Origin of the sequence: Azospirillum agricola (assembly GCF_017876095.1) — a bacterium.
GTDB classification, from domain to species: domain Bacteria; phylum Pseudomonadota; class Alphaproteobacteria; order Azospirillales; family Azospirillaceae; genus Azospirillum; species Azospirillum agricola.
This window is the reverse complement of the sequence record NZ_JAGINM010000013.1, coordinates 36,930-63,422: the sequence shown is the minus strand read 5'-3', so window position 1 is coordinate 63,422 and position 26,493 is coordinate 36,930. Positions and strand designations below refer to the sequence as shown.

Here is a 26,493-nt window from a genome sequence, read left to right as displayed (position 1 = left end):
ACAGGCCGAATAGAGCCAGAAACGCGCCCGCTTGTCACGCGGCGCACGCGACGGCAGGATGGTTGCCATGGAAAGATCGGATACCCTGCCCGCCAGCGCCGCCCTGCTGGTGGTCGATCTGCAAAAGGCCATCGACGACCCGCGCTGGGCCGCCGTCGGTCCCCGCAACAACCCCCGGGCCGAGGCCAACATCGCCGCCCTGCTGGCCGCGTGGCGGCGGACGGGGCGGACGGTGGTCCACATCCGCCACGATTCGACGGAGCCGGGCTCGACCTACCGCGCCGGCGGACCGGGGCACGGCTTCAAGGAGGAGGCGACGCCGCTGCCCGGCGAGCGGGTGGTGGGGAAGAGCGTGCACAGCGCCTTCATCGGCACCGACCTCGACGGCTGGCTGCGCGAACGCGGAATCGGCACGCTGGTCGTCACCGGGGTCATCACCAACAACAGCGTCGAGGCGACGGCGCGGATGGCCGGCAACCTCGGCTACGACACGCGGGTGGTCGGCGACGCGACCTTCACCTTCGCCCGGCTCGACTGGTCGGGACGGCGCCGTACGGCCGAGGAGGTGCACGACCTGTCGCTGGCGAACCTGTCGGGGGAGTACGCGGCGATCATGGACACGGCGGGGGTGCTGGCGGCGCTGGGGTAGTCCGCGCGCCCACCCCGAAAATCCAGCCCTCCTGACGCCGCGCCCGCTCGTCGAGCGCGGGCGGTGCCCAGACCTCCGGACGCCCGGCCAGCCGGCGCAGGCCCGCCGCCGAGACCAGCGCGTCGGCGGCGTGGTCGCTGACCGCCCCCGCCAAGCCCAGCGGCCGCGACCCGAGCTGCGCCAACGCCGCGTCCACATCGGCGCCGTCGCGGATCTTGCGCTGGCCGAAGCCGGTGCGCTTCAGGAACAGGCGCGGGTAGATTTCGGCCAGCACGGTGCGGCCGGGCGCCGGCTCGTCGAAGGGCCACACCGCGACGCGTTCCGGTTCCGCCATCCGCAGCGCCCGCAGCATCCGCATGCCGGCCAGCCCGCCCTTCCCCACCTGCTTGGAGCCGATCAGCTTGTAGGGGCTCTGCGGGTTGCCCAAACCCTCGGCGCGGCAGGCCTGCTCGGCCGCGCGGTGCGGGTCGCGGTACCAGTCCGGCTGCGGCCCGGCCCGCCAGAAATCGGCGCCATGCCGTTCATGCTCGGCGAAGGGGGCGCCGCCGAAGTCCGGCTCCCCGGCGCAGACGCTCTCGACCAGATCCCACAGGTCGAAGACGGTCGGCACCCGGCCCGGAAAGCCGCGCTCCGCCACCGCGAAGGGCAGCGAGAAGGCGCAGTCGATGCCGACCAGCGCCGGCCCGCGCTCCAGCCCGACACGCAGCCAGTCGAACACAGCCGTCCGCGACCACCAGCCGCCCGGCCCTTCCACCGGCACCGGCGGCGCGTCGCCCGGCCCGCATTCGGCCACGGCGATGCCCGCGTAGCGTCGGCCCCGCGCGCCCGACCAGTCGATGGCGATGAAACGGTCAAACCCGGCTGGCTGCGGCACTCTGGCTGCTCTCGTCGATCACACGCCCCCTTTCACGCATTGCCGTCCTTCCCTGCTCCCAACCAGGCACAGCAGAACGTCGGAATTGCGGTTCAGGAAATCCCGAAGGGCTCCACGCAAAACGGTTATGTCGAGCGTATCCAGCCAGCTTTCCGGCTGCAATTGAATGCGGTATCGCCACACCTCGAACGCGTCGGAGATCGACCGTTCGCTGGAAAGGCTCCGCAAGCTCAACGACGCTTTTCGCCCGGGATCGATCCGCCGCCAGGCGACCAGCAGGGGCCCCTGAGAGGCTTCGACGCTGTCGGCGGCTTGCTGGCCGACCTTGAAGTCATAATGATCGATAAGATAATCGCAGTTCCCGAGCTTGCCTTCGTCCGGGTATGCGGTGTCCAGGGGCCAGAATACCGCCATGATCCGATCCGTCTCCCACGGCAGAACCAAAGGATCCCTTCCCACACCGATCGACAGGAAGTTGTTGATCCAGGCCTTGCAGATCGCGTGATACTGGTCTCTTTCGCCCGCCAGTGGCTTGCGCGTCAGCACGACCACGCTGGTTCCGCCGAACCGCGTTTGCCAGGAACTGCCTGGAAGCGCAAAAACCCGCTCCGCACGAAGGGCCGCGGCGCCTCCCGTCGGGAGCTTCTTCTCCTGGAAATCTTCCTCGCCGATTTTCCCGCGTTCACTCACAGGTCTGGCCACAGGCCCGGCCACAGACCCGGCCTGAGCATCATCCCGTCCGGCTTCCGCCGCAACCCCCTGATGGGAGGAGACGAGAAGCAATCCGAGAAATCCCATACATTTCAAGATATTGGCCACGCCGACCGCCTCGCTCATTTCTTCGAGGCAGGGAACAGGCCCGCGATCGCCTTGGCAAAACCGATGCAAAGCACAATGACGAACGCGAAGGCGACCGTGGAAAGCCCATCGATCCAAGCAGCCAGAAGCGAGCCGACGACGATGCCTGAAGGTACCGCGAATCCCTGCCGATTCATGCCCGCCCTCCGCGATGATTGTCGCAGGCGAGCGTATCAGGAATTGCGGCCGGGCGCCATTCGCCGATCCTCAGGTTACAGCTCCGCCACCTCCACCACCCCCGGCACCGCCTTCAGGGCGGACCGGCTCTGCGCGGTGATGGCGTAGGCGCCGGGAAGCTCGATCTCGACCTCCTTCAGCGGCTCGATCTCGACCAGCACGTTGATCTTGCTCTTGCCGCGCGACAGGCGTTCCAGCGTGGACTTCAGCGACTCGATGGGACCGCCGTCGCGCAGCACCACCCGCAGGCCGGTGCTGACCGAGGCGACCGCCTCCTCCAGCGGGCGGATCTCCTGGCAGGTCAGGCGGATCTCCTCGCCGTTGAGCTGGGCGTCCACCGTGATCAGAACCGGGGTGCCCGGCTCCAGCAGGTCGCGGTTGACCGCCAGCACCTCCGAGAACAGCGTCACCTCGTAGCCGCCGGTCGCGTCCGACAGCTCGACGAAGGCGAAGCGGTTGCCCGACTTGGCGGTCTTCTCCTTCTTGGAGACGACGATGCCGGCCATCTTGTAGCGGGTCGAACCGCCCCGCTGCACCGCCGCCATCAGCTCGGCCGAGCGCACCACCTTCATCCGGCCGAGCGGACCGGCGTAGGTGTCCAGCGGGTGGGCCGACAGGTAGAAGCCGATGGCCGAGAACTCGTGCTTCAGCTTCTCCAGCGGCTCCCAGTCCTTGACCTTGGGGAGGTCGGGCTCCGGCAGCCCGCCGCCCCCGCCGCCGAACAGGTTGCCGATGCCGCTGTCGCGCTCGGCGGCCTCGGCCTGGGCGTAGCGGATGATGGTCTCCAGCGCCGCGTGGACCTGCGCCCGGTTGGGATTCAGCCCGTCGAAGGCGCCGGCGCAGGCGAGATTCTCGAGCTGCCGCTTGTTGATGGTCTTCAGGTCGAGCCGGCGGGCGAAGTCGAACAGGCTCTTGTAAGGCCCGTTCCTCCGCCGCTCCTCCACCACCGCCTTCATCGCCGGGGCGCCGACGCCCTTGACGGCGGCCAGCGCGTAGCGCACCGCCTTCCCCCCGTCGCCGAGATGCTCGACGCCGAAGATGGCGTCCGACCTGTTGATGTCCGGCGTCAGCAGCTTGATCTTCAGGCGCGCCAGCTCCTGCCGGAAGACGTTCAGCTTGTCGGTGTTGCCGAGGTCGAGCGTCATCGACGCCGCCATGAACTCGACCGGATAGTTCGCCTTCAGATAGGCGGTGTGGTAGGCGACCAGCGCGTAGGCCGCCGCGTGGGACTTGTTGAAGCCGTAGCCGGCGAACTTCATCACCTGGTCGAAGATCAGGCTGGCGAGTTCCGCCTTCACGCCGCGCTGCTCGGCGCCGTCGCAGAAGATCTTCCGCTGGGCGTCCATCTCCTCCTTGATCTTCTTGCCCATGGCGCGGCGCAGCAGGTCGGCGCCGCCCAGCGAATAGCCGGACAGCACCTGCGCGATCTGCATGACCTGTTCCTGGTAGATCATGATCCCGAAGGTCTCCTTCAGGATCCCTTCCAGGCTGTCGTGCATGTAGTCGGGCTTTTCCTCGCCGTTCTTCACCCGGATGTATTTCGGGATGTTGTCCATCGGGCCGGGGCGGTAGAGCGACACCAGCGCGATGATGTCCTCCAGCCGGTTCGGCTTCAGCCGGCGCAGGACGTCGCGCATGCCCGAGCTTTCGAGCTGGAACACGCCCGTCGCCTCGGCGCGGCTGAGAAGCTGGTAGCTCTTCTCGTCGTCCAGCGGGACGGTGGTCAGGTCCGGCTTCCCGGGGATCAGGTTGACGGCCGTCTGCAACACGGTCAGCGTCTTCAGGCCGAGGAAGTCGAACTTCACCAGCCCGGCCTGCTCGACGAACTTCATGTTGAACTGGGTGACCGGCATGTCGGATCGCGGGTCGCGGTAGAGCGGCACCAGCTCGTGCAGCGGCCGGTCGGAAATCACCACGCCGGCCGCGTGGGTCGAGGCGTGGCGGTACAGCCCCTCCAGCTTCAGCGCGATGTCGATCAGGTGGGCGACGGTCTCGTCGCCGTCGCGCGCGGCGCGCAGCATCTCCTCGCTGTCGAGCGCCTGCTGGAGCGTGACCGGGTTGGCCGGGTTGTTCGGCACCATCTTGCAGATCTTGTCGACCTGCCCGTAGGGCATCTGCAACACGCGCCCGACGTCGCGCAGCACGGCGCGCGCCTGGAGCTTACCGAAGGTGATGATCTGGGCGACGCGGTCGTAGCCGTACTTGTCCTGGACGTATTTGATGACCTCTTCGCGGCGGTCCTGGCAGAAGTCGATGTCGAAGTCGGGCATCGACACGCGTTCGGGATTCAGGAAGCGCTCGAACAGCAGGCCGAAGCGCAGCGGGTCGAGGTCGGTGATGGTCAGCGCCCAGGCGACGACCGAGCCGGCGCCCGAGCCGCGCCCCGGCCCCACCGGGATGTCGTGGTTCTTGGCCCATTTGATGAAGTCCGACACGATCAGGAAATAGCCGGGGAACTTCATCTTGACGATGACGTCCAGCTCGAACTCCAGACGCTCGAAATAGGTCCTGCGGGTTTCGGCGCGCTGCTCCGGCGTCATCTCCGGCGTGTAGACGACCTTCTCCAGCCGTTCCTCCAGGCCGGCGCGCGACTGGGCGCGCAGCTCGTCGTCCTCGGTCCGCCCGCCCTCGCAGGCGAAGGGCGGCAGGATCGGCTTGATCGGCTTCAGCAGGAACGAGCAGCGGCGCGCGATGGCCAGCGTGTTGTCGATCGCCTCCGGCAGGTCGGAGAACAGGAAACGCATGTCCTCCGCCGACTTGAAGCAATGGTGGGGTGTCAGGCGCCGGCGGCTGTCCTGGCTGATGTAGGCGCCCTCGGCGATGCAGAGCAGCGCGTCGTGCGCCTCGTACATGTCCTCGGTCGCGAAGTGGCAGTCGTTGGTGGCGACCAGCGGCAGGCCGTGGGCGTAGGCGAGGTCGATCAGCGCCGGCTCGACGGCGTTCTCCAGCGCCTCGAAATGGCTGTCGGGATGGCGTTGCAGCTCGACGTAGAGCCGGCCGGGGAACAGCCGCTTCAGCCGGTCCAGCACCTCCAGCGCCAGATCCTTCTGCCCCTCGCCGAGCAGCCGGCCGAGCGAGCCGCCGATGCCGCCGGTCAGCGCGATCAGTCCGGCGGACTGCCCCTCCAGCGCGTCCAGCGCCACCTGGGGACCGGCCAGCGGGTCGGACTCCAGGAAGGCCTTGGACACCAGCTTCATCAGGTTGCGGTAGCCCTCCTCGTTCTGGCAGAGCAGCACGAGCTGGTCGGGCGTGGAGGCCGCCTTGCCGGGCAGGCCGGGCTTGGTCGCCGCCGGGCCGACGCGGGTGATGCCGAGCACCGTGCCGAGGATCGGCTGCACGCCGGTGTCGGCCGCCGCCAGCGCGAACTCCAGCGCGCCGAACAGGTTGCCGGTGTCGGTCACCGCCACGGCGGGCATCTGCTTCTTGTGGCAGAGCTTCACCAGCTCCTTCATCTTGATGGCCCCTTCCGACAGCGAATAGGCGGAATGGACGCGCAGATGGATGAAATCGGCGTGGGGCATGGCAACCGTTGGCGATCGGGGACGGGGGCGGGGACGGGGGGCGGGCGGGCAAGGCGGACCGGCTGGATCCGGTTCTAGCACAGCCGGCGCTTCCGCCTCCACGGTCGCCCGCCGCACGCGTTCGTGGTATGCAGAAAGACGAAACGCGAACAACGCTGGGGAGGATGCCGCGATGGATCGGCAGAGCCTTGCTCGAACGGCCGCCCGGATCGCCGCGCCGCCGGCCACGCTGACGACCCTGCTGCTGCTGGCCGCCTGCCAGACGACGGTGGCCCCGCCCGCCGCTCCGCCGGCCCCGCGCGGGCTGGAGGAGGCGTCCGGAACCCCCTACAACACCCCGACGCGCGGCTGGAGCGTGACCATCCACAAGCCGGCCAGCGGCAAGACCTATTGCCAGGCGGTGCGCACGGCGCCGGTTCCCGCCGGCCCGACCGGCGAAAGGGGCGGACCGGGCATGGTGTTCCGCACCGCCGCCGTCGAATCGGGCTTCACCCTGACCGGCACCGGGGCGGCGGTGACGGCCGGCGAGCGCTACGACCTGACCGCCAGCTTCGACCAGGGCTCGAAGGTGATGCTCGGCGCGCGCGGGCTTCCCGGCGGCGGCCTCTACGTCGCCATCCCCAGCAAGACCTATCTGGAGGAGCTGGAACCCTTCGCCCGCAACCGCCGCGTGACCTTCCGCAGCGCCGCGCTGGGGGAACTCGGCACCCTGCTGCTCAACGGGTCGTCCTGGGCGATCAACGCGTCGGACGAATGCCGCATTCTGCACGCCGACGGCTGATCCGCGCGGCGCACGGGTCTGCCCGCGTTGACGCAACGGAAAGGCGCGCCTAGGGTCGGATCATGCGCCTTCCTCACATCCTGCTCGCCGTGGCGGTCGCCGCCGTCTGGGGCGTGAACTTCGTCGCGATCAAGCTGGGATTGCGCGACCTCCCGCCCTTCCTGTTCACCAGCCTGCGCTTCATGCTGGCCTCGCTGCCGGTGCTGGCGCTGGGGATGCGGGCGGGGCCGCCGATTCCCTGGCGCTACGTCGTCGGCATCGGCGTGCCGCTGGGCGCCGTCCAGTTCCCGCTGCTGTTCCTCGGCATGGATGTCGGGATGCCGGCGGGTCTGGCCTCGCTGGTCCTGCAAAGCCAAGCCTTCTTCACGGCGCTCTTCGCCGTCTTCGCGCTTGGCGACCGGCCGGGGCCCCGGCAGATCGCCGGCATGCTGCTGGCCTTCGCCGGCATCGGGCTGATCGCTACGGAGATGCCGACCGGCGATTCGCTGCTCGGCCTCCTCCTGACGCTGGCGGCGGCGGCGTCCTGGGGCCTCGCCAACATCGTGATGAAGAAAGCCAAGGCGCCCGACCTGTTCCGCATGATGGCCTGGGTCAGCCTGATTCCGCCGCTGCCGCTGCTGGCCCTCTCCTTCCTGGCCGAAGGGCCGGACCGCATCGCCCACGCCTTCGCCAACCTGACCTGGGTCGGGATCGGCGCGCTGGTCTACATCGCGGCGGGCGCCACGCTGTTCGGCTTCGCCGCCTGGGGCTTCCTGATGCGCCACTACCCGGCCAGCCTCGTGGCGCCCTTCTCGCTGCTGGTGCCGCTCTTCGGCATGAGCAGCAGCGCCCTGCTGCTGGGCGAGACCTTCACCGCGCTGAAGCTGGCGGGCGGGCTGCTGGTCTTCTGCGGGCTGGCGCTGTCGGTGCTGAAGCTGCCGGCGCTGGCGCGCGCGAAGGCGTAGTTGCTTTCCCTCTCCCGGAACGGGAGAGGGAAAATTCATCACGCCAGCTTGGCCTTGAGGAACTCGACGCTGCGCTTCCACGCCAGATCGGCAGCCTCCTTGTTGTAGCGCTCGGCCGAGGTGTCGTTGTGGAAGGCGTGGTTGACGCCGTCATACATGAACACTTGGTGCTCGACCCCGGCCTTGGTCAGCGCCGCGTCGTAGGCCGGCACGTTGGCGTTGATGCGCTGGTCCAGCCCGGCGTAATGCAGCATCAGCGGCGCCTTGATCGTCTCGACCAGCGCCGGGTCGGGGGTCGGCCCATAGAAGGCGACGCCGGCCTTCAGGTCGGCCGCCTTGATCGCCAGCCGGTTGACCATGCCGCCGCCCCAGCAGAAGCCGACCGCCCCGACCTTGCCCGACGAATAGCGGTAGGCCAGCAGATGGCTCATCGCCGCGACGAGGTTGTTGACCGTCTTGTCGGCGTCGAGCTGGGCGATCATGTCGCGCGCCTTGTCGGCGTCGGGCGGCGTGCCGCCCAGCGGCGACAGCAGGTCGGGGGCGAACGCCACGAAGCCCTCCGTCGCCAGACGGCGGGTGACGTCCTCGACATAGGCGTTGAGGCCGCGGTTCTCGTGGATGACGATCACCGCCGGGGCCTTGTCGCTCAGCTTGGGCCGGGCGATGTAGCCGGCGATGTCGCCGGTCGCGCCCTGGAAGCTGACCTTCTCGGCGGCGAGCCGGCTGTCGGTCTCCTCGACCACGGCGGCGCGGGCGTAGTTCGGCTCGATGGCGGCCAGGATCGCCGGAAGGGCGGCGGCGCCGCCGGCAAGGGCGGCGAGCCGTTCCAGGAACACCCGGCGCGGCAACGGCGCGTGGGTGTATTCGTCGTAGAGATCGATGATCCTCTGGTCCATCCCCTCAAGCCCCTGCCATTGTTCGGTTGCGCTGAGTGTGGTGACGCCGCCTTTTTCCGGCAACGGCATAGAGGAAAGATTCCGGACTACACCCCCCCTTGCACCTCCCCTTGCACCTCTCCCCGCCCCCGCTCCCGGGCATCCTCCGGCGCCGGCGCGTGCTCCACCAGCACCCCGTCCCGCATCTCCAGCACCCGATCCATCCGGCGCGCAAGGTCGAGGTTGTGGGTCGCCACCAGGGCGCCGACGCGGGCCTGCCGGACGATGGCGGTCAGCATGGCGAAGACGTTCTCCGCCGTGTGGGGGTCGAGGTTGCCGGTCGGCTCGTCGGCGATCAGCAGCGACGGGGCGTTGGCCAGCGCGCGGGCGATGGCGACGCGCTGCTGCTCGCCGCCCGACAGGCGGGCCGGTCGGTGGCTGCCGCGCGCCTCCAGCCCGACCATGCGCAGCAGCTCGTCGGCGCGCTGCTTGGCGACCCGCTTCGGCACCCCGGCGATCATCTGCGGCAGGACGACGTTCTCCCGCGCCGAGAATTCCGGCAGCAGATGATGGAACTGGTAGACGAAGCCGATCGAGCGCCGCCGCACCTCGGTCCGCCTGCCGTCGTCGAGGTTCGACACGTCGGTCCCGGCGATGCGCACGGTGCCGCCGGTCGGCTTCTCCAGCAGACCGGCGATTTGCAGCAGGGTCGACTTGCCGGCGCCGGACGGACCGACCAGCGCCACCAGCTCGCCGGCGCGCACCGTCAGCCCGGCCCCGCGCAGCACGTCCAGAACCGTGCCGCCCTGTTCGAAGCGGCGGACGATCCCGGAGAGTTCCAGCATCGGCTCATTCATAGCGCAGGGCCTCCACCGGATCGAGACGGGCGGCGCGCCAGGACGGGTAGATCGTCGCGGCGAAGGACAGGCCGAGCGCCATCAGCGTCACCTGCACCACCTCGCTCCAGTCGATCCGCGCCGGCAGTTGCGACAGGAAATAGATCTCGGCGGAGAAGAGGTTGGTCCCGGTCAGGCTCTGGATCGCCTGCCGGATGCTCTCGATGTTCAGCGCGAAGGACACGCCGAGCGCCAGCCCGAGCAGCGTCCCGGTCACGCCGACGCTGGCGCCGGACAGGAAGAAGATGCGCATGATCATGCCGCGCGTGGCGCCCATGGTGCGCAGGATGGCGATGTCGCGCCCCTTGTCCTTCACCAGCATGATCAGGCTGGAGATGATGTTGAAGGCCGCGACCATGATGATCAGCGACAGGATCAGGAACATCACGTTGCGCTCGACCTGGAGCGCGGTGAAGAAGCTGGCGTTCGACTGCTGCCAGTCGACCACCCGCCCGACCCCGGCGACCACCGACTGCACGGCGTCGCGCGCCGCGCGGATCTGCACCGGGTCCTGGACGAAGACCTCCAGCGAGGACACCGCGTCGCCGGTGCGGAAGAAGGCCTGCGCCTCCTCCAGCGGCAGGAAGACGAAGCTGTTGTCGTACTCGAACATGCCGACGTCGAAGATGGCGCCGATCGGGTAGCTGCGCAGGCGCGGCACGGTGCCGAAGGCGGTGACGTTGCCCTGCGGCGCGATCAGGGTGAGCTGGTCGCCGACCGACAGGCCGAGCCGCTGCGCCATCCGGCTGCCGATGGCGATGCGGTCCTCCCCGAAATCCTCGGCCGAGCCGCGGACGATGTTGCGCGACAGGGTCGGGCGGACGCGGAAATCCTCCGCCCGCACGCCGCGCACCACGGCGCCCGAGGCCAGCCCGCGCACCGAGACCAGCGCCTGTCCCTCCACCGTCGGGGTGACGTTGGTGACGCCCGGCGTGTTGCGCAGCTTGCCGGTCAGGATGTCGAAGTCGGGCAGCGGCCCGCCGCGGACGTTGTAGACGTTCAGGTGCCCGTTGAGGCCGAGCACGCGGCCGAGCAGCTCCGCCCGGAAGCCGTTCATCACCGACATCACGATGATGAGCGTCGCCACCCCCAGCGCGATGCCGAGCAGCGAGAATCCCGCGATGACCGAGATGAAGCCTTCCTGGCGGCGCGCCCGAAGGTACCGCATCGCGACCATGCGTTCGAAGGCGTTGAAGATCATGGGGGTTTCCGGCCTGCCGAAGTGGCGGTGAGAACGATGGCGAACCACCGGGATGCAGTCCCGGGATTCGCCATCGGAAGATAGGACAGCTTGCGGGCCGGCGCAAAGGCTGCCTTTTGTTCGATCAACCGCTTAGCCGATCTCCACGACCTCGGCGAAGGTGAAGGCGGCGGCCACGGCGCTGGCGTTCGTGGCCTGGCTGATCCGCAACTGCACCGGCACCGCGCCGGTCCTCGTGTCGATGATGGCGTGGCTGATCGGCTGCTCCGCCATGAAGACGCCGCTGGTTCCGGGAATGTGCCGCGAGCCTGTCCCGATCGCGAGCCCGCCGGCGGTGTCGAACCAGACCGTCCGGGCGGTTCCGTCGCCGGACGAGAAATTGAAGGCCGTGCCCGCCAGCAGACGGAACAGCCGACCGGCCGGCAGCAGGATGGCATAGCCACCGGCGAGCTCCAGCGTCCCGGCGGTCACCGTCTCGAAGCGAACCGGGCTGTCGGCCGTCAGCCCAGCCGTCTGGTTGGCCGAAAGCCCGAAGACGCCCCAGGAACGGGACGCCGGCGGGGCAACCGCGCGAAGCGCCATGTCACTCGCCCTCGCCGGTCGTGACGTCCAGCATGGTGCCACCGTTCACGCCGATGCCCGTGATGAAGCCGTTGGCCTGACGGTCGAAGATCTCGACGGTCCGCGCCATGATCGTCAGCGTGTTGGCGGTGGAGGAGGTGAAGGAGGAGGTGAATTTGATGAGCGCGTCCGACGGCCCCAGGTTGGCCACGCGGACATTGCGCCCGATGCTCGGCAGGGCATAGGTGCCGGTGCTGGAGGCCGTGAGGCTGAGCCGCTGGTTCTCGATGGGGGAAAAGGCGAAACCCATGGTCGTGTCTCCCGTTCTGGTTCGAAATCGAAGGATTCGCAAAAGCGCACCTGTACTTCCGATACGCGCTTCCGGCCGAGCAAGGCCGAAACCGAGTGTTTAATCAGAGCGGGCTGGAGTCAAAGGTTGTAGGAAAAAATGGCTGCTTTCAATGCTTGGTTATCCTGGGCGATGCTTGGGAACCCCGCATCTCTCCCGCCGCGCCAAAGGCACGCGTTTCCCTCCCCGAAGAGCCGCCGAATCGCACAAAAAAAGCGCCGGGCAGGGCCGGCGCTTTTCTTTCCGAACCACGGAGGCGATCGTCAGGGCAGCAGCTTGGCCAGAGCGCTATCGACCGAAAGTTCCTCCTTCACGCCGGTGGCGCGGCGCTTCAGCTCGACGACGCCGGTCTTCAGCCCGCGCGGCCCGACGACGAGCTGCCAGGGCACGCCGATCAGGTCCATGTCGGCGAACTTGGCGCCCGGACGCTCGTCGCGGTCGTCGTAGGCGACGTCCAGCCCGGCGGCCTGGAGCTTGGCGTAGAGATCCTGGCAAACCCGGTCGGTCTCGGCGTCGCCGACCTTCAGGTTGATCAGGCCGACGTTGAAGGGGGCCACCGAGTCCGGCCAGACGATGCCGTTGTCGTCGTGGCTCGCCTCGATGATGGCGCCCATCAGGCGCGACACGCCGATGCCGTAGGAGCCCATCTCGACCGGGACCGACTCGCCGTTGGGGCCGGCGACGACGGCGTTCATCGGCTTGGAATATTTGGTGCCAAAGTTGAAGATGTGGCCGACCTCGATGCCGCGCGCCGAGACCAGGTCGGCCTCCGGCACCGGGCTGTTGGCGACGTCGTGCTTCTCGTCGGTCGCGGCGTAGATGCCGGTGACGCGGTCGAAGAAGGGCTGCAGGTTGTCGTCCATGCCGGGAGCGTCCTTCAGGACGTCCAGATCCATCCACTCCTTGTGGCAGAAGACGCCGCTCTCGCCGGTCTCGGCCAGGATGATGAACTCGTGGCTGAGGTCGCCGCCGATCGGGCCGGTGTCGGCGCGCATCGGGATCGCCTTCAGGCCCATGCGGGCGAAGGTGCGCAGATAGGCCAGGAACATCTTCTGGTAGGCGCGGCGCGCGCTGGCCGGGTCGATGTCGAAGGAATAGGCGTCCTTCATCAGGAACTCGCGCCCGCGCATCACGCCGAAGCGCGGCCGGATCTCGTCACGGAACTTCCACTGGATGTGGTAGAGGTTCAGCGGCAACTGCCGGTAACTCTTCACGAAGGTGCGGAAGATGTCGGTGATCATCTCCTCGTTCGTCGGGCCGAACAGCATGTCGCGGTCGTGGCGGTCGGTGATGCGCAGCATCTCCTTGCCGTAATCGTCGTAGCGGCCGCTCTCGCGCCACAGGTCGGCCGACTGGATGGTCGGCATCAGCAGTTCCTGGGCGCCCGCCGCGTTCTGCTCCTCGCGGACGATCTGCTCGATCTTCTTCAGCACCCGGTGGCCCAGCGGCAGCCAGGCGTAGATGCCGGCGCTGGTCTGGCGGATCATCCCGGCCCGCAGCATCAGGCGGTGCGAGACGATCTGCGCCTCGTTCGGGGTCTCCTTGAGGGTCGGCATGAAGAAGCTGGACAGCCGCATGGCTTGGATCTCGTGTGCGGGGTGTGCGGGGACGCGCCGCTCCGTCGGCGGAGCGGAGGCCCTGTCGGGAGTGCGACTTTAAGGAAGGACGCCCCGGCTTGTCCACCCGGCTTGTCCGCCGGCCCTCAGCGGGCGCGGCAATAGGCGTAGAGTTCGCCCTGGGCGGCGTCGCCGACCGGCTGGCCGTTGAAGAACAGCCGGTTGCCGTCCATCGTCAGCCAGCCGATCTGGGTGTCGCCGCGCAATCCCCCGGTGGGGACATGCAGCCCCATCCGCCTCGCCAGGTTCAGGGTCACCGGAATATCGAAGCGGTCGATGGCGGGAGCGGCCGACCCCGGCAGGTCGGCCGGAGCCACCGGACGGCCGCGCACGTCGACCCCCGGCTTGTATTCGACGTCGGGCGCCGGGCGATGGCGGGTCAGCGTCTGGCAGGCCGACAGGTCGATGGGCGCCGGGCGTCCCTGCGGCGCGCCCTGCTGGAGCCCCTGCTGCGCCATGGCCGGTCCCGCCGTCGCCAGGATCAGGAAGGCCGCCGCCAAGGTCCCGCGCATCGCCGTCACTCCCTACAGGCTGTGCTGTTGCTGGACGATCACCGGATTCGACATCGCCTTCCAGTAGACCGACAGATAGGGCATGCCCTTCTCGGCCTCCTCCTGGGTGCGGGCTGACTGGCGGATGTACTTGCCGATGAAGGGCTTGGTCACATGCTCCAGATCGACCGCGGCCTTGATGACCAGGAACTCGCCGATCTTGTCCGGCAGGTTGTAGTGCCATTTTTGCAGGCAGTCGGAGGTGACGCCCGGCTTCGCCTGCTCCTTCTCCGACAGGTAGAATTCCTGGTGATGGTACTGGGAAATCTCTTTCCAGGCCTGGGCCAGCCGCCCCGGCTTGACGCGGGGCATGCCCTTAAGGATGCGCACGTCGTCGTGGAACAGCGGCAGGAAACCGCGCCGCCCGGCCAGTTCGGTCAGCATGCTGTGCAGGCCGGCCATCACCCCGCCCTCACCCTCCTCCGCCGGACGGCTGTCCGGCTTGGGCGCGCTCTTGCGGCCGAACAGGGAGCTGAGGAACCCCTTCTTGGGCTTGGCGGCGTTCGCCGCCGCGCTGTCGGCGCCGACCTTGCGCTCGTCCCACAGGGAATCCCAGGCGTAGTCCCAGGCGGTGAACACGGCGTTGGAGCGGTCGTCGAGGACGGTCAGCAGATACTCGCGCCCCTCCCGGCTCCAGTCGACGTCGCCGACGATCGCCCGCACCGGCCGGCGGCTGAGCACGACCGGCAGGATGCCGACCCGCACCAGCTCGGCGTAGAATTCGACGAAGGAGGGTGTCTGGACGAAGGGCAGCCTGGAGCAGGGCTGCTGCTCCGGCGCCAGCAGCTCCATGCTTTTCCTGGTCCGCTCCAACAGTTCGGTCATCAGAACCGCGGCGAACTGATCGAACCGCTCGTTTTCGTTCGCGGCCATCGATGCCCCGACTGTCCTTCCTTCCGCACCCGACATGACCGAGGCGCTGCCGGAACCGTCCGACCGTCCCGATATGTGGTAATGGAAGCAACATTACCAAGTAAACCGTTAACGCTTTTTGCAACGCGAACGAAAAGAACCGATCCCTTCCCCCGCGCCCTCCGCCCCGCCCTTCCCCGGCCGGCACAAAGAAAGGCCGCGCGGCGGATGCGGCGCGGCCTGACGAGTTTAGGGAGGAATCGCCACCAGGCGTCGGAAAAGGGGAACATGCATCCCCCTCGTCACACCAAAAGTCTGGACCCGCGCGACGGCACTGGCAAGCCCAAAACACAGGCAACCAGGATGTCTGCTCAAAATTTTTGCTGTTTTGCCTGAAGCTTGGCCCTTTGCCCGCCGAAAAGGCGCTTCATTGCCTATTTCTTACTCATCGTATCCGGTGAAGCCGGCGTCCACGGCGCTCTTCCAGGGTGGCGCCTGGGCGATCACCACCCCGTGGACCGGGCAATCCGGCTGGTGGGCGCCGGGCAGATAGCCCAGGCTCATCAGGAACTCGCCGACGATCTCGCCGCCGGTGAAGCGGAAGGTCTTGCGGAACAGCGCGACCCATTGCGCCTTGCCCAGCGGATGGTGGGCGCGCAGCCAGCCGTCGAAGGATCCGTGACTGTCCCGCAGGGCGACGATGCGCCGGGCGTTGTCGATGGCGGCGTCCACCTTCAGCCGGTTGCGCACGATGCCGGCGTCGGCCAGCAGGCGGGCGCGTTCCGCCTCGCCATAGGCGGCGACGCGGTCGACGTCGAAGCCGTCGAAGGCGGCGCGGAAGGCCTCCCGCTTCTTCAGGATGGTCAGCCAGGACAGGCCGGCCTGGTTGATCTCCAGCACCAGCCGTTCGAACAGAACGCGCTCGTCGGCGCTGGGGAAGCCGTATTCGGATTCGTGGTACGGCCCATGATACGGATGGCCGGGGGCGGCCGCGCAGTAGGTCAGGCTCACCGGTCGCGCTCCCTCACATATCCTTGATCATGTCGCGGAAGGACACCAGCCCGGACTGGGCGATGGCGTAGATCACCAGCCAGACGACCAGGGCGACGATGGAGGTGGCGACGAACTTGCGCAGGATGTGCGGTTCGACCGGCGCGCCGTGGGCCATGCCCGGCTCCGGATTTTCCGGTGTCCGCACGCCCCAGGGCAGCACCGCGAACAGCACCACCCACCAGACGATGATGTAGACGAAGATTCCCGTCACCCAACCGTCCATGACACCCTCCCAGCCCCGGCCGTACCGCCCTCACCCGATCCGCGATCGCCCGATCCGCCTTATCGAATGTGGACGGATCAGGCCTGCTCCAGCTCCACCAGCGTGCCGCAGAAATCCTTCGGGTGCAGGAACAGCACCGGCTTGTCGTGGGCGCCGATCTTCGGCTCGCCGTCACCCAGCACCCGGGCGCCCTGCGCCTTCAGCTGGTCGCGGGCGGCCAGGATGTCCTCCACCTCGTAGCAGATGTGGTGGATGCCGCCGGACGGGTTCTTGGCCAGGAAGGGCGCGATGGTCGAGCCCTCGCCGAACGGATGCAGCAGCTCGATCTTGGTGTTGGGCAGGGTCACGAAGACCACGGTGACGCCATGCGCCGGCAGATCGACCGGATCGGACACCGTGGCGCCCAGCGTGTCGCGGTAGAGCGCGGTCGCCGCCGGCAGATCCGGAACGACGATGGCGACATGGTTCAGCTTTCCGATCATGGTGTCCTCGCGATGCCTGAGAGACGGAATGTCCGTGGCCCCCGCCCTTATACACGGCCCCCGAACACGGGCAAGCCAGACGCGGGCAAGCCAGACACGGACAAGCTAGACACGGGCAAGCTAGACACGGGCAAGCTAGACACGGACAAGGTGGACCTCCGTCACCGGCTTCTTGCCATGGGACGCGTTGAAGCAGCGGCGGACGGCGACGCGCGCCGCCTCCTTCACCTGGGCGTCGTCGGCCCGCGCCGTCCTGGACAGGCCGGCGACCGCCTCGCGCACGGCGTCGACCACGTCCAGCACCATGTCGCGGTCGGCAACCTCGTCGACCAGCCCCATCAGCGCGACCTGCGGCGCCGTCAGCAGCTCGCCGCGCGCGGACATCACCAGCGTGACCACCGAGGCACCGTTGTTGACCATGCGGTTGCGCGTGCGCATCAGCCCGGCGTCGAGCGGCACCAGCCGCTTGCCGTCGAGCGCCATGCGGCCGGCCTTCACATGGGCGACGACCCGCGGCGGCGCGTCCGGCCCGAGCCGGATCAGCTCGCCGTTGGCCGGGACGATCTGCTCGGGAATCTGGCACTCCTGCGCCAGGGCGGCGTGGGCCTGCTGGTGGCGCTGCTCGCCATGCACCGGGACGGCGATGCGCGGACGCACCCACTGGTACATGCGCACCAGCTCGTCGCGCGCCGGGTGGCCGGAGACATGGACCGGCGCCTCGTCGGCGGTCACCAGCTCGACCCCCTGGGCGACGAGCTGGTTCTGCATGCGGCCGATGTCGCGCTCGTTGCCGGGGATCTCGCGGGACGAGAAGACCACGACGTCGCCGCGCGACAGCGTGATCTGCGGGTGGTCGTCCGCCGCGATGCGGGCGAGCGCCGAGCGCGGCTCGCCCTGGCTTCCGGTGCAGATCAGCACCAGCTTCTCGCGCGGCAGATAGGCGGCGTCATGCTCGGTCAGGAATTTCGGCACGTCGGCGAGGTAGCCGTTGGCCCGGGCCGCCTCGTTGATCCGCCACAGCGAGCGGCCGACCAGCGCGACATGGCGGTCGTGCGCCGCCGCCGCGACGGCGATGCTCTCCAGCCGGGCGACGTTGGTGGCGAAGCAGCTCACCGCGACGCGCACGTCGGGGTAGCGCCCGATCAGATCGATCAGCGTTTCGCGGACCGTCGCCTCCGACCCGGTGGTGCCCGGCACCAGCGCGTTGGTGCTGTCGCCGACCAGCGCCAGCACGCCCTCGTCGCCGATCTCGCGCAGCCGCTTCTCGTCGGCGACGCTGCCGACCTGCGGATCGGGGTCGAGCTTCCAGTCGCCGGTGTGCAGCACCGTCCCGGCCGACGTGCGGATGGCGAGCGCGTTCGGCTCCGGGATCGAATGGGTCATCGTGACGTATTCGACCGCGAAGGGACCGGCCTCCAGCGAGCCGCCGAGCGGCACCTCGTGGATCGGCACGACGCCGCTCAGGCCCCGCTCGTGCAGCTTGGCGCGCAGCACCGACGCGGTGAAGGGCGTGCAGTAGACCGGGCAGCGCAGCTCCGGCCACAGATACTGGATGGCCCCCAGATGATCCTCGTGCGCGTGCGTCACCACCAGCCCGACCAGATCCGCCCGCCGCTCCACGATGAAGGCCGGGTCGGGCATGATCACGTCGAGTCCCGGCATCGAATCGTCGGCGAAGGAAATGCCGAGATCGACCATCAACCACTTGCCGCGATGGCCGTAGAGGTTGAGGTTCATGCCGATTTCGCCGGAACCGCCGAGCGGCAGGAAATACAGCGCGTCATCCTCCGGAACGAAGGGGTCCGCCGGCATCGGTGCGGCTCCGGCGGCGGTCTTGGAGGATTGGGTCATTTGCTCGTGTTGCGCTTGTGGATCAGGAGGAGACCGCGAAGCGTCAGCTCGCCGTCGGTGTGTTCGATGACATGGGTCGCCTTGGCGAAAAGAACAGCGAGCCCGCCGGTGGCGACCACCGACATCGGCTCGCCATACTCGGCCTTGATGCGGGCGACCAGCCCCTCGATGAGGCCGACATAGCCCCAGAAGATGCCGGACTGCATGCAGGCCACCGTGTTGCGGCCGATCACGGCGGCCGGCGGCTGGATCTCGACGCGCGGCAGCTTGGAGGCCGCCATCTGCAACGCCTCCAGCGACAGGTTCAGGCCGGGCGCGATGACGCCGCCGCGGTAGTTGCCGTCGGAATCCACCACGTCGAAGGTGGTCGCGGTGCCGAAATCGATGACGATCAGCGGGGTCTTGTAGGTGGCCGCCGCCGCCACCGTGTTGACGAGGCGGTCGGCGCCGACCTCCTCCGGCCGGTCGACCAGCGCCTTGGTGCCGAGATCGACCTCGGGCTGGCCGACGATCACCGGCTCGCAGCCGAAATGGTCCTTGCACAGCCGCTTCAGGTTGAAGGTGGCGCCGGGAACCACGCTGGCGATGATGGTGCCGAGGATGTCGACCGGCTTCAGCCCCTTCAGCGCCATCAGGTGGGTCAGCCACACCATGTACTCGTCCGACGTCCGCTTCGGGTCGCTGGCCGTTCGCCAGATGCCGCGCTGTCGGTCGCCGTCGTAGATGGCGAAGACCACGTTGGTGTTACCGGCGTCGATGGCGAGCAGCATGGGCTGGCGTCCGTGTCAGGAAGCGGGCGGAGGGGCGAAGAAGACGTCACCGGCGGCGATGCGCTGCCGCGCACCACCGTCCGCTGGATCAAGCAACAGAACGCCGTCGCTGTCCAGATCGGCGAAGGTTCCGGGGATGGTGCGGTCGGCCAGCCGAACCAGGATCGGCCCGCCGAGCCCGCGCGCCCGCGCCAGCCAGGCGTCGCGCACCGGGCCGAAGCCGAACTCCCGCCAGCGGCCGTACCAGGTCGCGAGATGGCCGGCGTAGATCTCCAGCAGGGCGGACGGCGCCATCGCCGGCGCGCCCTCGGCGGTCAGCGAGGTGGCGGCATAGCCGGCGTCGTCGGGGAAATGACGCAGATTGATTCCGACGCCGAGCACGACCCAGGCGACCGCCCCATCCGCGCCGGGCTCCGACTCCAGCAGGATGCCGGAGAGCTTGCGGTCATGGACCAGGACGTCGTTGGGCCATTTGCAGCGCACGCCCGACGGGTCGGGCAGCACCGATTCGGCGGTTTCGGCGATGGCGAGCGCGGCGACGAACGAAATCTGCGCCGCCTCGGCCGGCGACCGGCCCGGCCGCAGGATGGTGGAGCTGTAGAGGTTGCCCTCGGGCGAGGTCCAGGCCCGCCCGCGCCGGCCGCGCCCGCTCTCCTGCCGGCGCGCCCAGACGATGGTGCCCTCGCCGGCCCCCGCACGCGCCAAAGCCTTCGCCTCGTCGTTCGTGCTGCCGACGGAGGCGAAGGCTTTGATCTGGAAGCCCGGAGGCAGGCGCAGGCGCGCCGCCTCCGACTCGGGTAACGCTGCGGTCATCCGGCGAAGAGTGCCGCGGCCGCGGCGGCGGCCCCGTTCAGGATCGGCGCCGGGGCGACGAAGAACAGCAGGGTGAACAGGCTGGTGGCGACCAGGATGCCCGTCATGCCGTCGTCGTCGACCTTGTCGACCACCACCACCGGCTCGTCGAAATACATGATCTTGATGATGCGCAGGTAGTAGTAGGCACCCACCACGCTGGTCAGCACGCCGATCACGGCGAGCGCGTAATCCTGCGCGGCGACGGCGGCGAGGAAGACGTAGAGCTTGCCGAAGAAGCCGGCCATCGGCGGAATGCCGGCCATGGAGAACATGAAGATCGCCATGGTGGCCGCCAGCAGCGGGTTGGTCTTCGACAGGCCGGCGAAGTCCTTGATCTCCTCCAGCATCACGCCCTTGGCCTTCATCGACAGGATGACGGCGAAGGCGCCGATGTTCATGGCGATGTAGAGCGCCATGTAGATCAGCACGCCGCGCACGCCGTCCTGGGTTCCGGCGGCCAGACCGACCATCGCGTAGCCGATGTGGCCGATCGAGCTGTAGGCCATCAGCCGCTTGATGTTGGTCTGCATGATGGCGACGAAGGAACCGATGACCATCGACAGGATGGCCGTCGCCACCAGCACCTGGTGCCACTGCGCGGTCAGGTGGCCGAACGGCTCGATCAGCACGCGGGTGAACAGCGCGATGGCGGCCACCTTGGGTGCTGCGGCGAAGAAGGCCGTCACCGGGGTCGGCGCGCCCTCGTAGACGTCGGGCGTCCACATGTGGAAGGGGGCGGCCGACACCTTGAAGGCCAGGCCGGCCAGCACGAAGACCAGACCGATCACCACGCCCGGCGACACATGGGCGCCGCCGGCGAAGAGGGCGGCGATCTTGTCGAAGGAGGTCGTGCCGGCGAAGCCGTAGACCAGCGAGGCGCCGTACAGCAGCATGCCGGACGACAGGGCGCCGAGGACGAAATACTTCAGGCCGGCTTCCGACGACTTGGCGCTGTCGCGGCGGAAGGCCGCGATGACGTAGAGCGCCAGGCTCTGCGTCTCCAGCCCGACATACAGCGAGATGAGATCGTTGGCCGAAATCATCATCAGCATGCCGAGCGTGGCGAGCAGCATCAGCACCGGGAACTCGAAGCGGGCCATCTCCTCCCGCTCGTTGAAGCCGAGCGAGAGGATGACCGAGGCGGCGGCGGCCACCAGCACCAGCACCTTCATGAAGACGCCGAAGGCATCCATCACGAACAGGCCGTTGAAGGTGACGACGCGGCCGGTGCCGTAGCCCATCGTCAGGACGGCGGCGAGCAGCATGACCACGACGGTCAGGTAGGAGACGGGGCGGGTGAAGCCGTCGCCGCGGAAGACGCCGAGCATCAGCAGGGCCATCGCCGCCGCCGCGAGGAAGATCTCCGGCAGGGCCGGCCAGATGTCGGGAAACACTGCGGTCATGTCGAAGAACCCCTTAGCGCGCGGCGACCGACAGGCCGGACGCGGCGTGCGACGCGGCCAGCTTGGTCTGGTAGGTCTGGATCAGCTGCTCGACCGACGCCGAGGTCACGTTCAGGAAGCTGCTCGGATAGACGCCCATCCACAGCACCACCAGGACCAGCGGGATGAAGACCGCGATCTCGCGGGCGTTCATGTCGAACATCGCCTTGACGTCCGGCTTCACCAGCTTGCCGTACACGACGCGGCGGTACAGCCACAGCGCGTAGGCGGCGCCCAGCACCATGCCGGTGGCGGCCAGCGCCGCGACCCAGGTGTTGTCGCGGAAGACGCCGAGCAGCACCAGGAACTCGCCGACGAAGCCGGCGGTGCCCGGCAGGCCGACGGACGCCATGGTCATGAACAGGAAGACCACCGCGTATTTCGGCATGTTCTTCACCAGACCGCCGTAACGGGCGATCTCGCGGGTGTGCAGCCGGTCATAGACGACGCCGACGCAGAGGAAGAGCGCGCCCGAGACGACGCCGTGCGACAGCATCTGGAAGATCGAGCCCTCGATGCCCTGCTGGTTCAGCGCGAACATGCCGATGGTGACGAAGCCCATGTGGGCGACCGAGGAGTAGGCGATCAGCTTCTTCATGTCCTCCTGGGCGAGAGCGACCAGCGAGGTGTAGATCACGGCGACGACCGACAGCGTGTAGATCAGCGGCGCGAAATACTCGGTGGCCTCCGGCAGGATCGGAATGTTGAAGCGCAGGAAGCCGTAGCCACCCATCTTCAGCAGCACGCCGGCCAGGATGACCGACCCTGCGGTCGGCGCCTCGACGTGGGCGTCCGGCAGCCAGGTGTGGACCGGCCACATCGGCACCTTCACGGCGAAGGAGGCGAAGAAGGCCAGCCACAGCCAGAGCTGCATGCCGCGCGGGAACTGGGTGGCGGTGATGGTCGGGATGTCGGTGGTGCCGGCCACATAGTACATGGCCAGGATTGCCAGCAGCATCAGCACCGAGCCGAGCAGCGTGTAGAGGAAGAACTTGAACGCCGCGTAGACCCGGCGCGGGCCGCCCCAGATGCCGATGATCAGGAACATCGGAATGAGGACGCCCTCGAAGAACATGTAGAACAGCACGAAGTCCAGCGCGCAGAACATCCCGATCATCAGGGTTTCCAGCGCGAGGAAGGCGATCATGTACTCCTTGACCCGGGTCTGCACCGACTCCCAGCCGGCCAGGATGCACAGCGGCATCAGGAAGCCCGACAGCACGACGAACAGCACCGAGATGCCGTCGACGCCCATGTGGTAGGAGATGCCGAAATCGGGGATCCACGCCGCCTTCTCGACCATCTGGTAGCCGGGATTGCGCGGATCGAAGTTGATCCAGATGAACAGCGTCAGCACGAAGGTGACGAGTGTCGTCCACAGCGCGATGTAGCGGACGTTCCGCACCACATCCGGCGACGTGCCCCTGCAAAAGAGCAGGATCAGCGCCACACCGACGAGCGGCAGGAAGGTCGTGAACGACAGGAGCGGCCAGCTAGCCATTTTTGTTGTTCCCCCTCAACCGCTCAACCGAAGGCCGCAAGCCAGGCGACGAGCAGGACGACCCCGATCACCATGGCGAAGGCGTAGTGATAGACATACCCCGACTGCAACCGGCTGGCGCGGGCCGCGACGTCGCGGGTCGCGGCGGCGACGCCGTCCGGACCGACGCCGTCGATCAGCGCGCCGTCGCCCGACTTCCACAGCCCGTAGCCCAGCGACTTGGCCGGACGGGTGAAGAGGCGGTCGTACAGCTCGTCGAAGTACCACTTGTTGTAGAAGAAGGCGTGCAGGCGCGGCAGCGCCTTGGCCGCCTTGGCCGGCAGGCCGGGCATCTGGATGTAGGCGATGTAGGCGGCGGCGATGCCGAGCAGACCGACGACCAGCGGCGCCAGCTTCACCCAGCCGGGGGTGTGATGGTGCGCGGCCTCGATGCTGTCGGTGTCGTGCAGCGCCAGGATCGCCTTGCCCCAGAACGCGGCGCGGTCGTGACCGATGAACCACTCGTGGAAGCCGACGCCGGCGAACAGCGCGCCCAGCGCCAGGACGCCCAGCGGGATCAGCATGACGACGGGCGATTCATGGGCGTGGTCGTAGACCGACTTCTCCATGCGCGGCTTGCCATGGAAGGTCATGAACAGCAGACGCCAGGAGTAGAAGGCGGTCAGCAGGGCCGCGGCGATGCCGAGCGCGAAGGCGAAGCGGCCGATCGGGCTGGCGGCGGCGTAGGCGGCCTCCAGGATCATGTCCTTGGAGTAGTAGCCGGCGAAGAAGGGCAGACCGGCCAGCGCCAGGTTGCCGATCCACATCACCGCGTAGGTGAAGGGGATCTTGCGCCAGACGCCGCCCATGTTGCGCATGTCCTGCTCGTGGTGCAGGGCATGGATCACCGAACCGGCGGCAAGGAACAGCAGCGCCTTGAAGAAGGCGTGCGTGAACAGGTGGAACATGGCCGCGCCATAGGCCGAGACGCCGGCGGCGAAGAACATGTAGCCGAGCTGCGACATCGTCGAATAGGCGATGACGCGCTTGATGTCGAACTGGGTGAAGCCGATGGTCGCGGCGACGAAGGCGGTCAGGGCGCCGACGACGGCCACCACTTCCAGCGCGACCGGCGCGTATTCGAAGACCGGCGACAGGCGGCACAGCATGAACACGCCGGCGGTCACCATGGTCGCCGCGTGGATGAGCGCCGACACCGGGGTCGGGCCTTCCATGGCGTCCGGCAGCCAGGTGTGCAGGCCGAGCTGCGCCGACTTGCCCATGGCGCCCATGAACAGCAGCAGGCAGGCGATGGTCAGGCCGTTGAAGTCCCAGCTGAGGAAATGCAGCGACTGGCCGGTGATCGTCGGGGCCTTGGCGAAGATCGCGTCGAACTGGACCGAGCCGGTCAGCACGAAGATCGCGAAGATGCCGAGCGCAAAGCCGAAGTCGCCGACGCGGTTGACCAGGAAGGCCTTCATGGCGGCGGCGTTGGCCGAGGGCTTCTCGTACCAGAAGTTGATCAGCAGGTAGGAGGCGAGACCGACGCCCTCCCAGCCGAAGAAGAGCTGCACGAGGTTGTCGGCCGTCACCAGCATCAGCATGGCGAAGGTGAACAGCGACAGGTAGCCCATGAAGCGCGGCTTCTGCGGGTCGTCGGCCATGTAGCCGATCGAGTAGAGATGCACGCAGGCCGAGACGGTGTTGACGACGATCAGCATCACCGCGGTGAGCTGGTCGACGCGCAGCGCCCACTTGACGTCGAGCGTGCCGCTCTGGATCCAGGTCATCAGCTCGACCGTGCGCGGGTGACCGCCGACGGCGACGTCGAAGAACAGGATCCAGGAGAGCAGCGCCGACACCAGGACGGCGCCGGTCGTCACGAACTGCGCCGCGCGGTCGCCCGCCGTCGGCGGCCCGGCGACCACATGGTGGTCGTCGTGCGCGTCGTCATGACCATGATCGTCATGGGCGTGGGCGGCGTGGGCGGCGTGCGCATGATCGTCGTGACCGTGCGCATCGTGATGATGATCGTGTCCGTGACCGGCAGCCGCCGGCGCGGCCTTCGGCCCGCCGAACAGCGCGATCGATCCGGCGATGAGGAACGCCAGAAGCGGAAGGAATACGACAAGCACTTCCATGGCGCCGCCTCAACCCTTCATCATGTTGATGTCTTCGACTCGGATCGAGCCGCGATTGCGGAAGTAGACCACCAGGATGGCGAGGCCGATGGCCGCCTCGGCGGCCGCCACGGTCAGGATGATCATGGCGAAGATCTGGCCGACCAGATCGTGCAGGTGCGTCGAGAAGGCCACCAGGTTCAGGTTCACCGCCAGCAGCATCATCTCGATCGACATCAGGATGATGATGACGTTCTTCCGGTTCAGGAAGATGCCGAGGACGCCGAGCGTGAAGACGATGGCCGAGACCGTCAGATAATGCCCGAGACCGATCTCCATGATCACACGCCCTCCCCGGTCGTGACCTTGCGGATGACGACCACATCGTCCCGGTGACGGGCGATCTGGGCGCCGACATTCTGCTTCCGGACGCCGGCGCGGTGGCGCAGCGTCAGCACGATGGCGCCGATCATGGCGATCAGCAGGACGATGCCGCAGGCTTGGAACAGATAGACATACTGGGTGTACATCAGGCGCCCGAGCGCCTCGGTGTTCGACACGGCGTCGATCGCCGGGGTCGGCGCCGCGGCCAGCTTGTCGACGCCGGGGGCGACGATCCAGCCGCCCAGCACCGCCGCCAGCTCGGCCAGCAGGATCAGCCCGATCAGCGCGCCGAGCGGCAGCACCTCCATGGCGCCCTGCCGCAGCTCGCGGAAGTTGATGTCGAGCATCATGACCACGAACAGGAACAGCACCGCGACCGCGCCGACATACACGATGACCAGGATCATCGCGACGAACTCGGCGCCCATCAGCAGGCACAGGCCGGCCGCCTGGAAGAAGGCGAGGATCAGATACAGGACCGAATGGACGGGGTTGCGCGCCGAGATGACCATCACACCGGAGGCCACCAGCAGCGCCGCGAACACGTAGAAGGCGATGCCTTGGATAATCATCGTTTTTCTCGCTTCCGCTTACCGGTAAGGAGCCTCGGCCGCGAGGTTCTGGGCGATCTCCGCCTCCCAGCGGTCGCCGTTCGCCAGCAGCTTCTGCTTGTTGTAGAAAAGCTCTTCACGGTTCTCGGTGGAGAACTCGAAGTTCGGCCCCATGACCACGGCGTCGACCGGGCAGGCCTCCTGGCACAGGCCGCAGTAGATGCACTTGGTCATGTCGATGTCGTAGCGCGTCGTGCGGCGGCTGCCGTCGTCGCGCGGTTCGGCCTCGATGGTGATGGCGAGCGCCGGGCACACCGCCTCGCAGAGCTTGCAGGCGATGCAGCGCTCCTCGCCGTTCGCGTAGCGGCGCAACACGTGCTCGCCACGGAAGCGGGAGCTGATCGGCCCCTTCTCATACGGGTAGTTCAGCGTGACCTTGGGCTTGAACATGTAGCGCAGGGTCAGCGCAAGGCCGCCCACCAGCTCGGTCAGGAACAGGCTGCGCGCCGCGCGGTCGAGGAACGCCATGGCCTCTTCGTCTCCTTCCTTGCCGGCGGACCCCTCTTGGAGTCTCCGC

Annotated in this window: 27 protein-coding genes; 3 read left to right on the top strand and 24 right to left on the bottom strand. The window is 67.9% G+C overall.

What is annotated here, in order from left to right:
- The first annotated feature begins 67 nt into the window (after window positions 1-67).
- A complete protein-coding gene (locus J2847_RS19600) occupies window positions 68-649 on the top strand; it encodes a cysteine hydrolase family protein (RefSeq protein WP_209780545.1) in 582 nt (193 codons plus the stop codon).
- On the opposite strand, the gene J2847_RS19595 is transcribed toward J2847_RS19600, so the two are convergent.
- The 4 genes from J2847_RS19595 to dnaE form a co-directional block, all read right to left on the bottom strand.
- Entirely contained in the window at window positions 612-1,523 is a 912-nt protein-coding gene (locus J2847_RS19595; RefSeq protein ID WP_209780544.1) for a hypothetical protein, read from the bottom strand. The genes J2847_RS19600 and J2847_RS19595 overlap by 38 nt on opposite strands.
- Before the next feature lie 18 nt (window positions 1,524-1,541).
- On the bottom strand, window positions 1,542-2,360 hold the full coding sequence (locus J2847_RS19590) for a hypothetical protein (RefSeq protein WP_209780543.1): 819 nt from the start codon (window positions 2,358-2,360) through the stop codon (window positions 1,542-1,544).
- On the bottom strand, window positions 2,357-2,518 hold the full coding sequence (locus tag J2847_RS19585) for a hypothetical protein (RefSeq protein ID WP_209780542.1): 162 nt from the start codon (window positions 2,516-2,518) through the stop codon (window positions 2,357-2,359). Before J2847_RS19585 ends, J2847_RS19590 begins: the two co-directional genes overlap by 4 nt.
- Window positions 2,519-2,593: 75 nt before the next feature.
- Window positions 2,594-6,079, bottom strand: coding sequence for a DNA polymerase III subunit alpha (gene dnaE / locus J2847_RS19580; protein WP_209780541.1), 3,486 nt, complete (start codon window positions 6,077-6,079; stop codon window positions 2,594-2,596).
- Between the two features lie 172 nt (window positions 6,080-6,251).
- Here dnaE and J2847_RS19575 point away from each other — a divergent pair, with 172 nt between their 5' ends.
- Together J2847_RS19575 and J2847_RS19570 are read left to right on the top strand one after the other, a co-directional pair.
- Window positions 6,252-6,860 carry a hypothetical protein gene (locus tag J2847_RS19575; RefSeq protein WP_209780540.1) on the top strand — a complete coding sequence of 203 codons (609 nt, stop codon included), beginning with the start codon at window positions 6,252-6,254 and terminating at the stop codon, window positions 6,858-6,860.
- Between the two features lie 62 nt (window positions 6,861-6,922).
- Window positions 6,923-7,804 (top strand): EamA family transporter, encoded by an 882-nt coding sequence (locus J2847_RS19570; RefSeq protein WP_209780539.1) that lies wholly within the window; start codon window positions 6,923-6,925, stop codon window positions 7,802-7,804.
- 38 nt (window positions 7,805-7,842) lie between these two features.
- On the opposite strand, the gene J2847_RS19565 is transcribed toward J2847_RS19570, so the two are convergent.
- The 20 genes from J2847_RS19565 to nuoI all read right to left on the bottom strand — a co-directional run bounded on the left by J2847_RS19565 (window position 7,843) and on the right by nuoI (window position 26,444).
- On the bottom strand, window positions 7,843-8,700 hold the full coding sequence (locus J2847_RS19565; protein ID WP_209780538.1) for a dienelactone hydrolase family protein: 858 nt from the start codon (window positions 8,698-8,700) through the stop codon (window positions 7,843-7,845).
- Between the two features lie 86 nt (window positions 8,701-8,786).
- A complete protein-coding gene (locus tag J2847_RS19560; RefSeq protein WP_209780537.1) occupies window positions 8,787-9,536 on the bottom strand; it encodes an ABC transporter ATP-binding protein in 750 nt (249 codons plus the stop codon).
- On the bottom strand, window positions 9,529-10,776 hold the full coding sequence (locus J2847_RS19555) for a lipoprotein-releasing ABC transporter permease subunit (protein WP_085554803.1): 1,248 nt from the start codon (window positions 10,774-10,776) through the stop codon (window positions 9,529-9,531). Before J2847_RS19555 ends, J2847_RS19560 begins: the two co-directional genes overlap by 8 nt.
- 132 nt (window positions 10,777-10,908) lie before the next feature.
- Window positions 10,909-11,358: a hypothetical protein gene (locus tag J2847_RS19550; protein WP_209780536.1), complete on the bottom strand. Its 450-nt coding sequence runs from the start codon at window positions 11,356-11,358 to the stop codon at window positions 10,909-10,911.
- A 1-nt stretch (window position 11,359) separates the two neighbouring features.
- A complete protein-coding gene (locus J2847_RS19545) occupies window positions 11,360-11,647 on the bottom strand; it encodes a hypothetical protein (RefSeq protein ID WP_209780535.1) in 288 nt (95 codons plus the stop codon).
- Between the two features lie 302 nt (window positions 11,648-11,949).
- Entirely contained in the window at window positions 11,950-13,263 is a 1,314-nt protein-coding gene (gene proS, locus J2847_RS19540) for a proline--tRNA ligase (RefSeq protein ID WP_209780534.1), read from the bottom strand.
- 125 nt (window positions 13,264-13,388) lie between these two features.
- Window positions 13,389-13,814 (bottom strand): hypothetical protein, encoded by a 426-nt coding sequence (locus tag J2847_RS19535; protein WP_209780533.1) that lies wholly within the window; start codon window positions 13,812-13,814, stop codon window positions 13,389-13,391.
- A gap of 12 nt (window positions 13,815-13,826) precedes the next feature.
- On the bottom strand, window positions 13,827-14,726 hold the full coding sequence (locus J2847_RS19530; protein ID WP_209780532.1) for a hypothetical protein: 900 nt from the start codon (window positions 14,724-14,726) through the stop codon (window positions 13,827-13,829).
- Window positions 14,727-15,146: 420 nt separating this feature from the next.
- Window positions 15,147-15,716 carry a DNA-3-methyladenine glycosylase I gene (locus J2847_RS19525; protein WP_209780531.1) on the bottom strand — a complete coding sequence of 190 codons (570 nt, stop codon included), beginning with the start codon at window positions 15,714-15,716 and terminating at the stop codon, window positions 15,147-15,149.
- Window positions 15,717-15,729: 13 nt separating this feature from the next.
- Window positions 15,730-15,981: a DUF1467 family protein gene (locus J2847_RS19520; RefSeq protein ID WP_209780530.1), complete on the bottom strand. Its 252-nt coding sequence runs from the start codon at window positions 15,979-15,981 to the stop codon at window positions 15,730-15,732.
- A gap of 77 nt (window positions 15,982-16,058) precedes the next feature.
- Window positions 16,059-16,463, bottom strand: a complete 405-nt coding sequence (gene mce / locus J2847_RS19515) for a methylmalonyl-CoA epimerase (protein ID WP_085554811.1) — start codon at window positions 16,461-16,463, stop codon at window positions 16,059-16,061.
- Between the two features lie 135 nt (window positions 16,464-16,598).
- Window positions 16,599-18,275 carry a ribonuclease J gene (locus J2847_RS19510; RefSeq protein ID WP_233474639.1) on the bottom strand — a complete coding sequence of 559 codons (1,677 nt, stop codon included), beginning with the start codon at window positions 18,273-18,275 and terminating at the stop codon, window positions 16,599-16,601.
- 35 nt (window positions 18,276-18,310) lie between these two features.
- Complete coding sequence (locus tag J2847_RS19505; RefSeq protein ID WP_085554813.1) at window positions 18,311-19,084, bottom strand: type III pantothenate kinase; 774 nt, start codon at window positions 19,082-19,084, stop codon at window positions 18,311-18,313.
- A 15-nt stretch (window positions 19,085-19,099) separates the two neighbouring features.
- Window positions 19,100-19,897: a biotin--[acetyl-CoA-carboxylase] ligase gene (locus tag J2847_RS19500; RefSeq protein ID WP_209780528.1), complete on the bottom strand. Its 798-nt coding sequence runs from the start codon at window positions 19,895-19,897 to the stop codon at window positions 19,100-19,102.
- Window positions 19,894-21,342, bottom strand: coding sequence for an NADH-quinone oxidoreductase subunit NuoN (gene nuoN / locus J2847_RS19495; RefSeq protein ID WP_209780527.1), 1,449 nt, complete (start codon window positions 21,340-21,342; stop codon window positions 19,894-19,896). Before nuoN ends, J2847_RS19500 begins: the two co-directional genes overlap by 4 nt.
- 13 nt (window positions 21,343-21,355) lie before the next feature.
- The gene (locus J2847_RS19490; RefSeq protein WP_209780526.1) at window positions 21,356-22,882 is read right to left on the bottom strand and encodes an NADH-quinone oxidoreductase subunit M; all 1,527 of its coding nucleotides are present in this window, start codon (window positions 22,880-22,882) and stop codon (window positions 21,356-21,358) included.
- A 23-nt stretch (window positions 22,883-22,905) separates the two neighbouring features.
- Complete coding sequence (nuoL, locus tag J2847_RS19485) at window positions 22,906-25,002, bottom strand: NADH-quinone oxidoreductase subunit L (protein WP_209780525.1); 2,097 nt, start codon at window positions 25,000-25,002, stop codon at window positions 22,906-22,908.
- Window positions 25,003-25,011: 9 nt separating this feature from the next.
- Entirely contained in the window at window positions 25,012-25,320 is a 309-nt protein-coding gene (gene nuoK / locus J2847_RS19480; RefSeq protein ID WP_085554818.1) for an NADH-quinone oxidoreductase subunit NuoK, read from the bottom strand.
- 2 nt (window positions 25,321-25,322) lie between these two features.
- Window positions 25,323-25,937, bottom strand: coding sequence for an NADH-quinone oxidoreductase subunit J (locus J2847_RS19475; protein ID WP_085554819.1), 615 nt, complete (start codon window positions 25,935-25,937; stop codon window positions 25,323-25,325).
- A gap of 18 nt (window positions 25,938-25,955) precedes the next feature.
- Window positions 25,956-26,444: an NADH-quinone oxidoreductase subunit NuoI gene (gene nuoI, locus J2847_RS19470; RefSeq protein ID WP_085554820.1), complete on the bottom strand. Its 489-nt coding sequence runs from the start codon at window positions 26,442-26,444 to the stop codon at window positions 25,956-25,958.
- Window positions 26,445-26,493 lie beyond the last annotated feature (49 nt).

Coding starts and splice junctions, on each gene's coding strand:
- J2847_RS19600 (WP_209780545.1), top strand. CDS start 68: ATGGAAAGATCGGATACCCTGCCCGCCAGCGCCGCCCTGCTGGTGGTC.
- J2847_RS19590 (WP_209780543.1), bottom strand. CDS start 2,360: ATGAGCGAGGCGGTCGGCGTGGCCAATATCTTGAAATGTATGGGATTT.
- J2847_RS19585 (WP_209780542.1), bottom strand. CDS start 2,518: ATGAATCGGCAGGGATTCGCGGTACCTTCAGGCATCGTCGTCGGCTCG.
- dnaE (WP_209780541.1), bottom strand. CDS start 6,079: ATGCCCCACGCCGATTTCATCCATCTGCGCGTCCATTCCGCCTATTCG.
- J2847_RS19575 (WP_209780540.1), top strand. CDS start 6,252: ATGGATCGGCAGAGCCTTGCTCGAACGGCCGCCCGGATCGCCGCGCCG.
- J2847_RS19570 (WP_209780539.1), top strand. CDS start 6,923: ATGCGCCTTCCTCACATCCTGCTCGCCGTGGCGGTCGCCGCCGTCTGG.
- J2847_RS19565 (WP_209780538.1), bottom strand. CDS start 8,700: ATGGACCAGAGGATCATCGATCTCTACGACGAATACACCCACGCGCCG.
- J2847_RS19560 (WP_209780537.1), bottom strand. CDS start 9,536: ATGAATGAGCCGATGCTGGAACTCTCCGGGATCGTCCGCCGCTTCGAA.
- J2847_RS19555 (WP_085554803.1), bottom strand. CDS start 10,776: ATGATCTTCAACGCCTTCGAACGCATGGTCGCGATGCGGTACCTTCGG.
- J2847_RS19550 (WP_209780536.1), bottom strand. CDS start 11,358: ATGGCGCTTCGCGCGGTTGCCCCGCCGGCGTCCCGTTCCTGGGGCGTC.
- J2847_RS19545 (WP_209780535.1), bottom strand. CDS start 11,647: ATGGGTTTCGCCTTTTCCCCCATCGAGAACCAGCGGCTCAGCCTCACG.
- proS (WP_209780534.1), bottom strand. CDS start 13,263: ATGCGGCTGTCCAGCTTCTTCATGCCGACCCTCAAGGAGACCCCGAAC.
- J2847_RS19535 (WP_209780533.1), bottom strand. CDS start 13,814: ATGCGCGGGACCTTGGCGGCGGCCTTCCTGATCCTGGCGACGGCGGGA.
- J2847_RS19530 (WP_209780532.1), bottom strand. CDS start 14,726: ATGGCCGCGAACGAAAACGAGCGGTTCGATCAGTTCGCCGCGGTTCTG.
- J2847_RS19520 (WP_209780530.1), bottom strand. CDS start 15,981: ATGGACGGTTGGGTGACGGGAATCTTCGTCTACATCATCGTCTGGTGG.
- mce (WP_085554811.1), bottom strand. CDS start 16,463: ATGATCGGAAAGCTGAACCATGTCGCCATCGTCGTTCCGGATCTGCCG.
- J2847_RS19510 (WP_233474639.1), bottom strand. CDS start 18,275: ATGCCGGCGGACCCCTTCGTTCCGGAGGATGACGCGCTGTATTTCCTG.
- J2847_RS19505 (WP_085554813.1), bottom strand. CDS start 19,084: ATGCTGCTCGCCATCGACGCCGGTAACACCAACGTGGTCTTCGCCATC.
- J2847_RS19500 (WP_209780528.1), bottom strand. CDS start 19,897: ATGACCGCAGCGTTACCCGAGTCGGAGGCGGCGCGCCTGCGCCTGCCT.
- nuoN (WP_209780527.1), bottom strand. CDS start 21,342: ATGACCGCAGTGTTTCCCGACATCTGGCCGGCCCTGCCGGAGATCTTC.
- J2847_RS19490 (WP_209780526.1), bottom strand. CDS start 22,882: ATGGCTAGCTGGCCGCTCCTGTCGTTCACGACCTTCCTGCCGCTCGTC.
- nuoL (WP_209780525.1), bottom strand. CDS start 25,002: ATGGAAGTGCTTGTCGTATTCCTTCCGCTTCTGGCGTTCCTCATCGCC.
- nuoK (WP_085554818.1), bottom strand. CDS start 25,320: ATGGAGATCGGTCTCGGGCATTATCTGACGGTCTCGGCCATCGTCTTC.
- J2847_RS19475 (WP_085554819.1), bottom strand. CDS start 25,937: ATGATTATCCAAGGCATCGCCTTCTACGTGTTCGCGGCGCTGCTGGTG.
- nuoI (WP_085554820.1), bottom strand. CDS start 26,444: ATGGCGTTCCTCGACCGCGCGGCGCGCAGCCTGTTCCTGACCGAGCTG.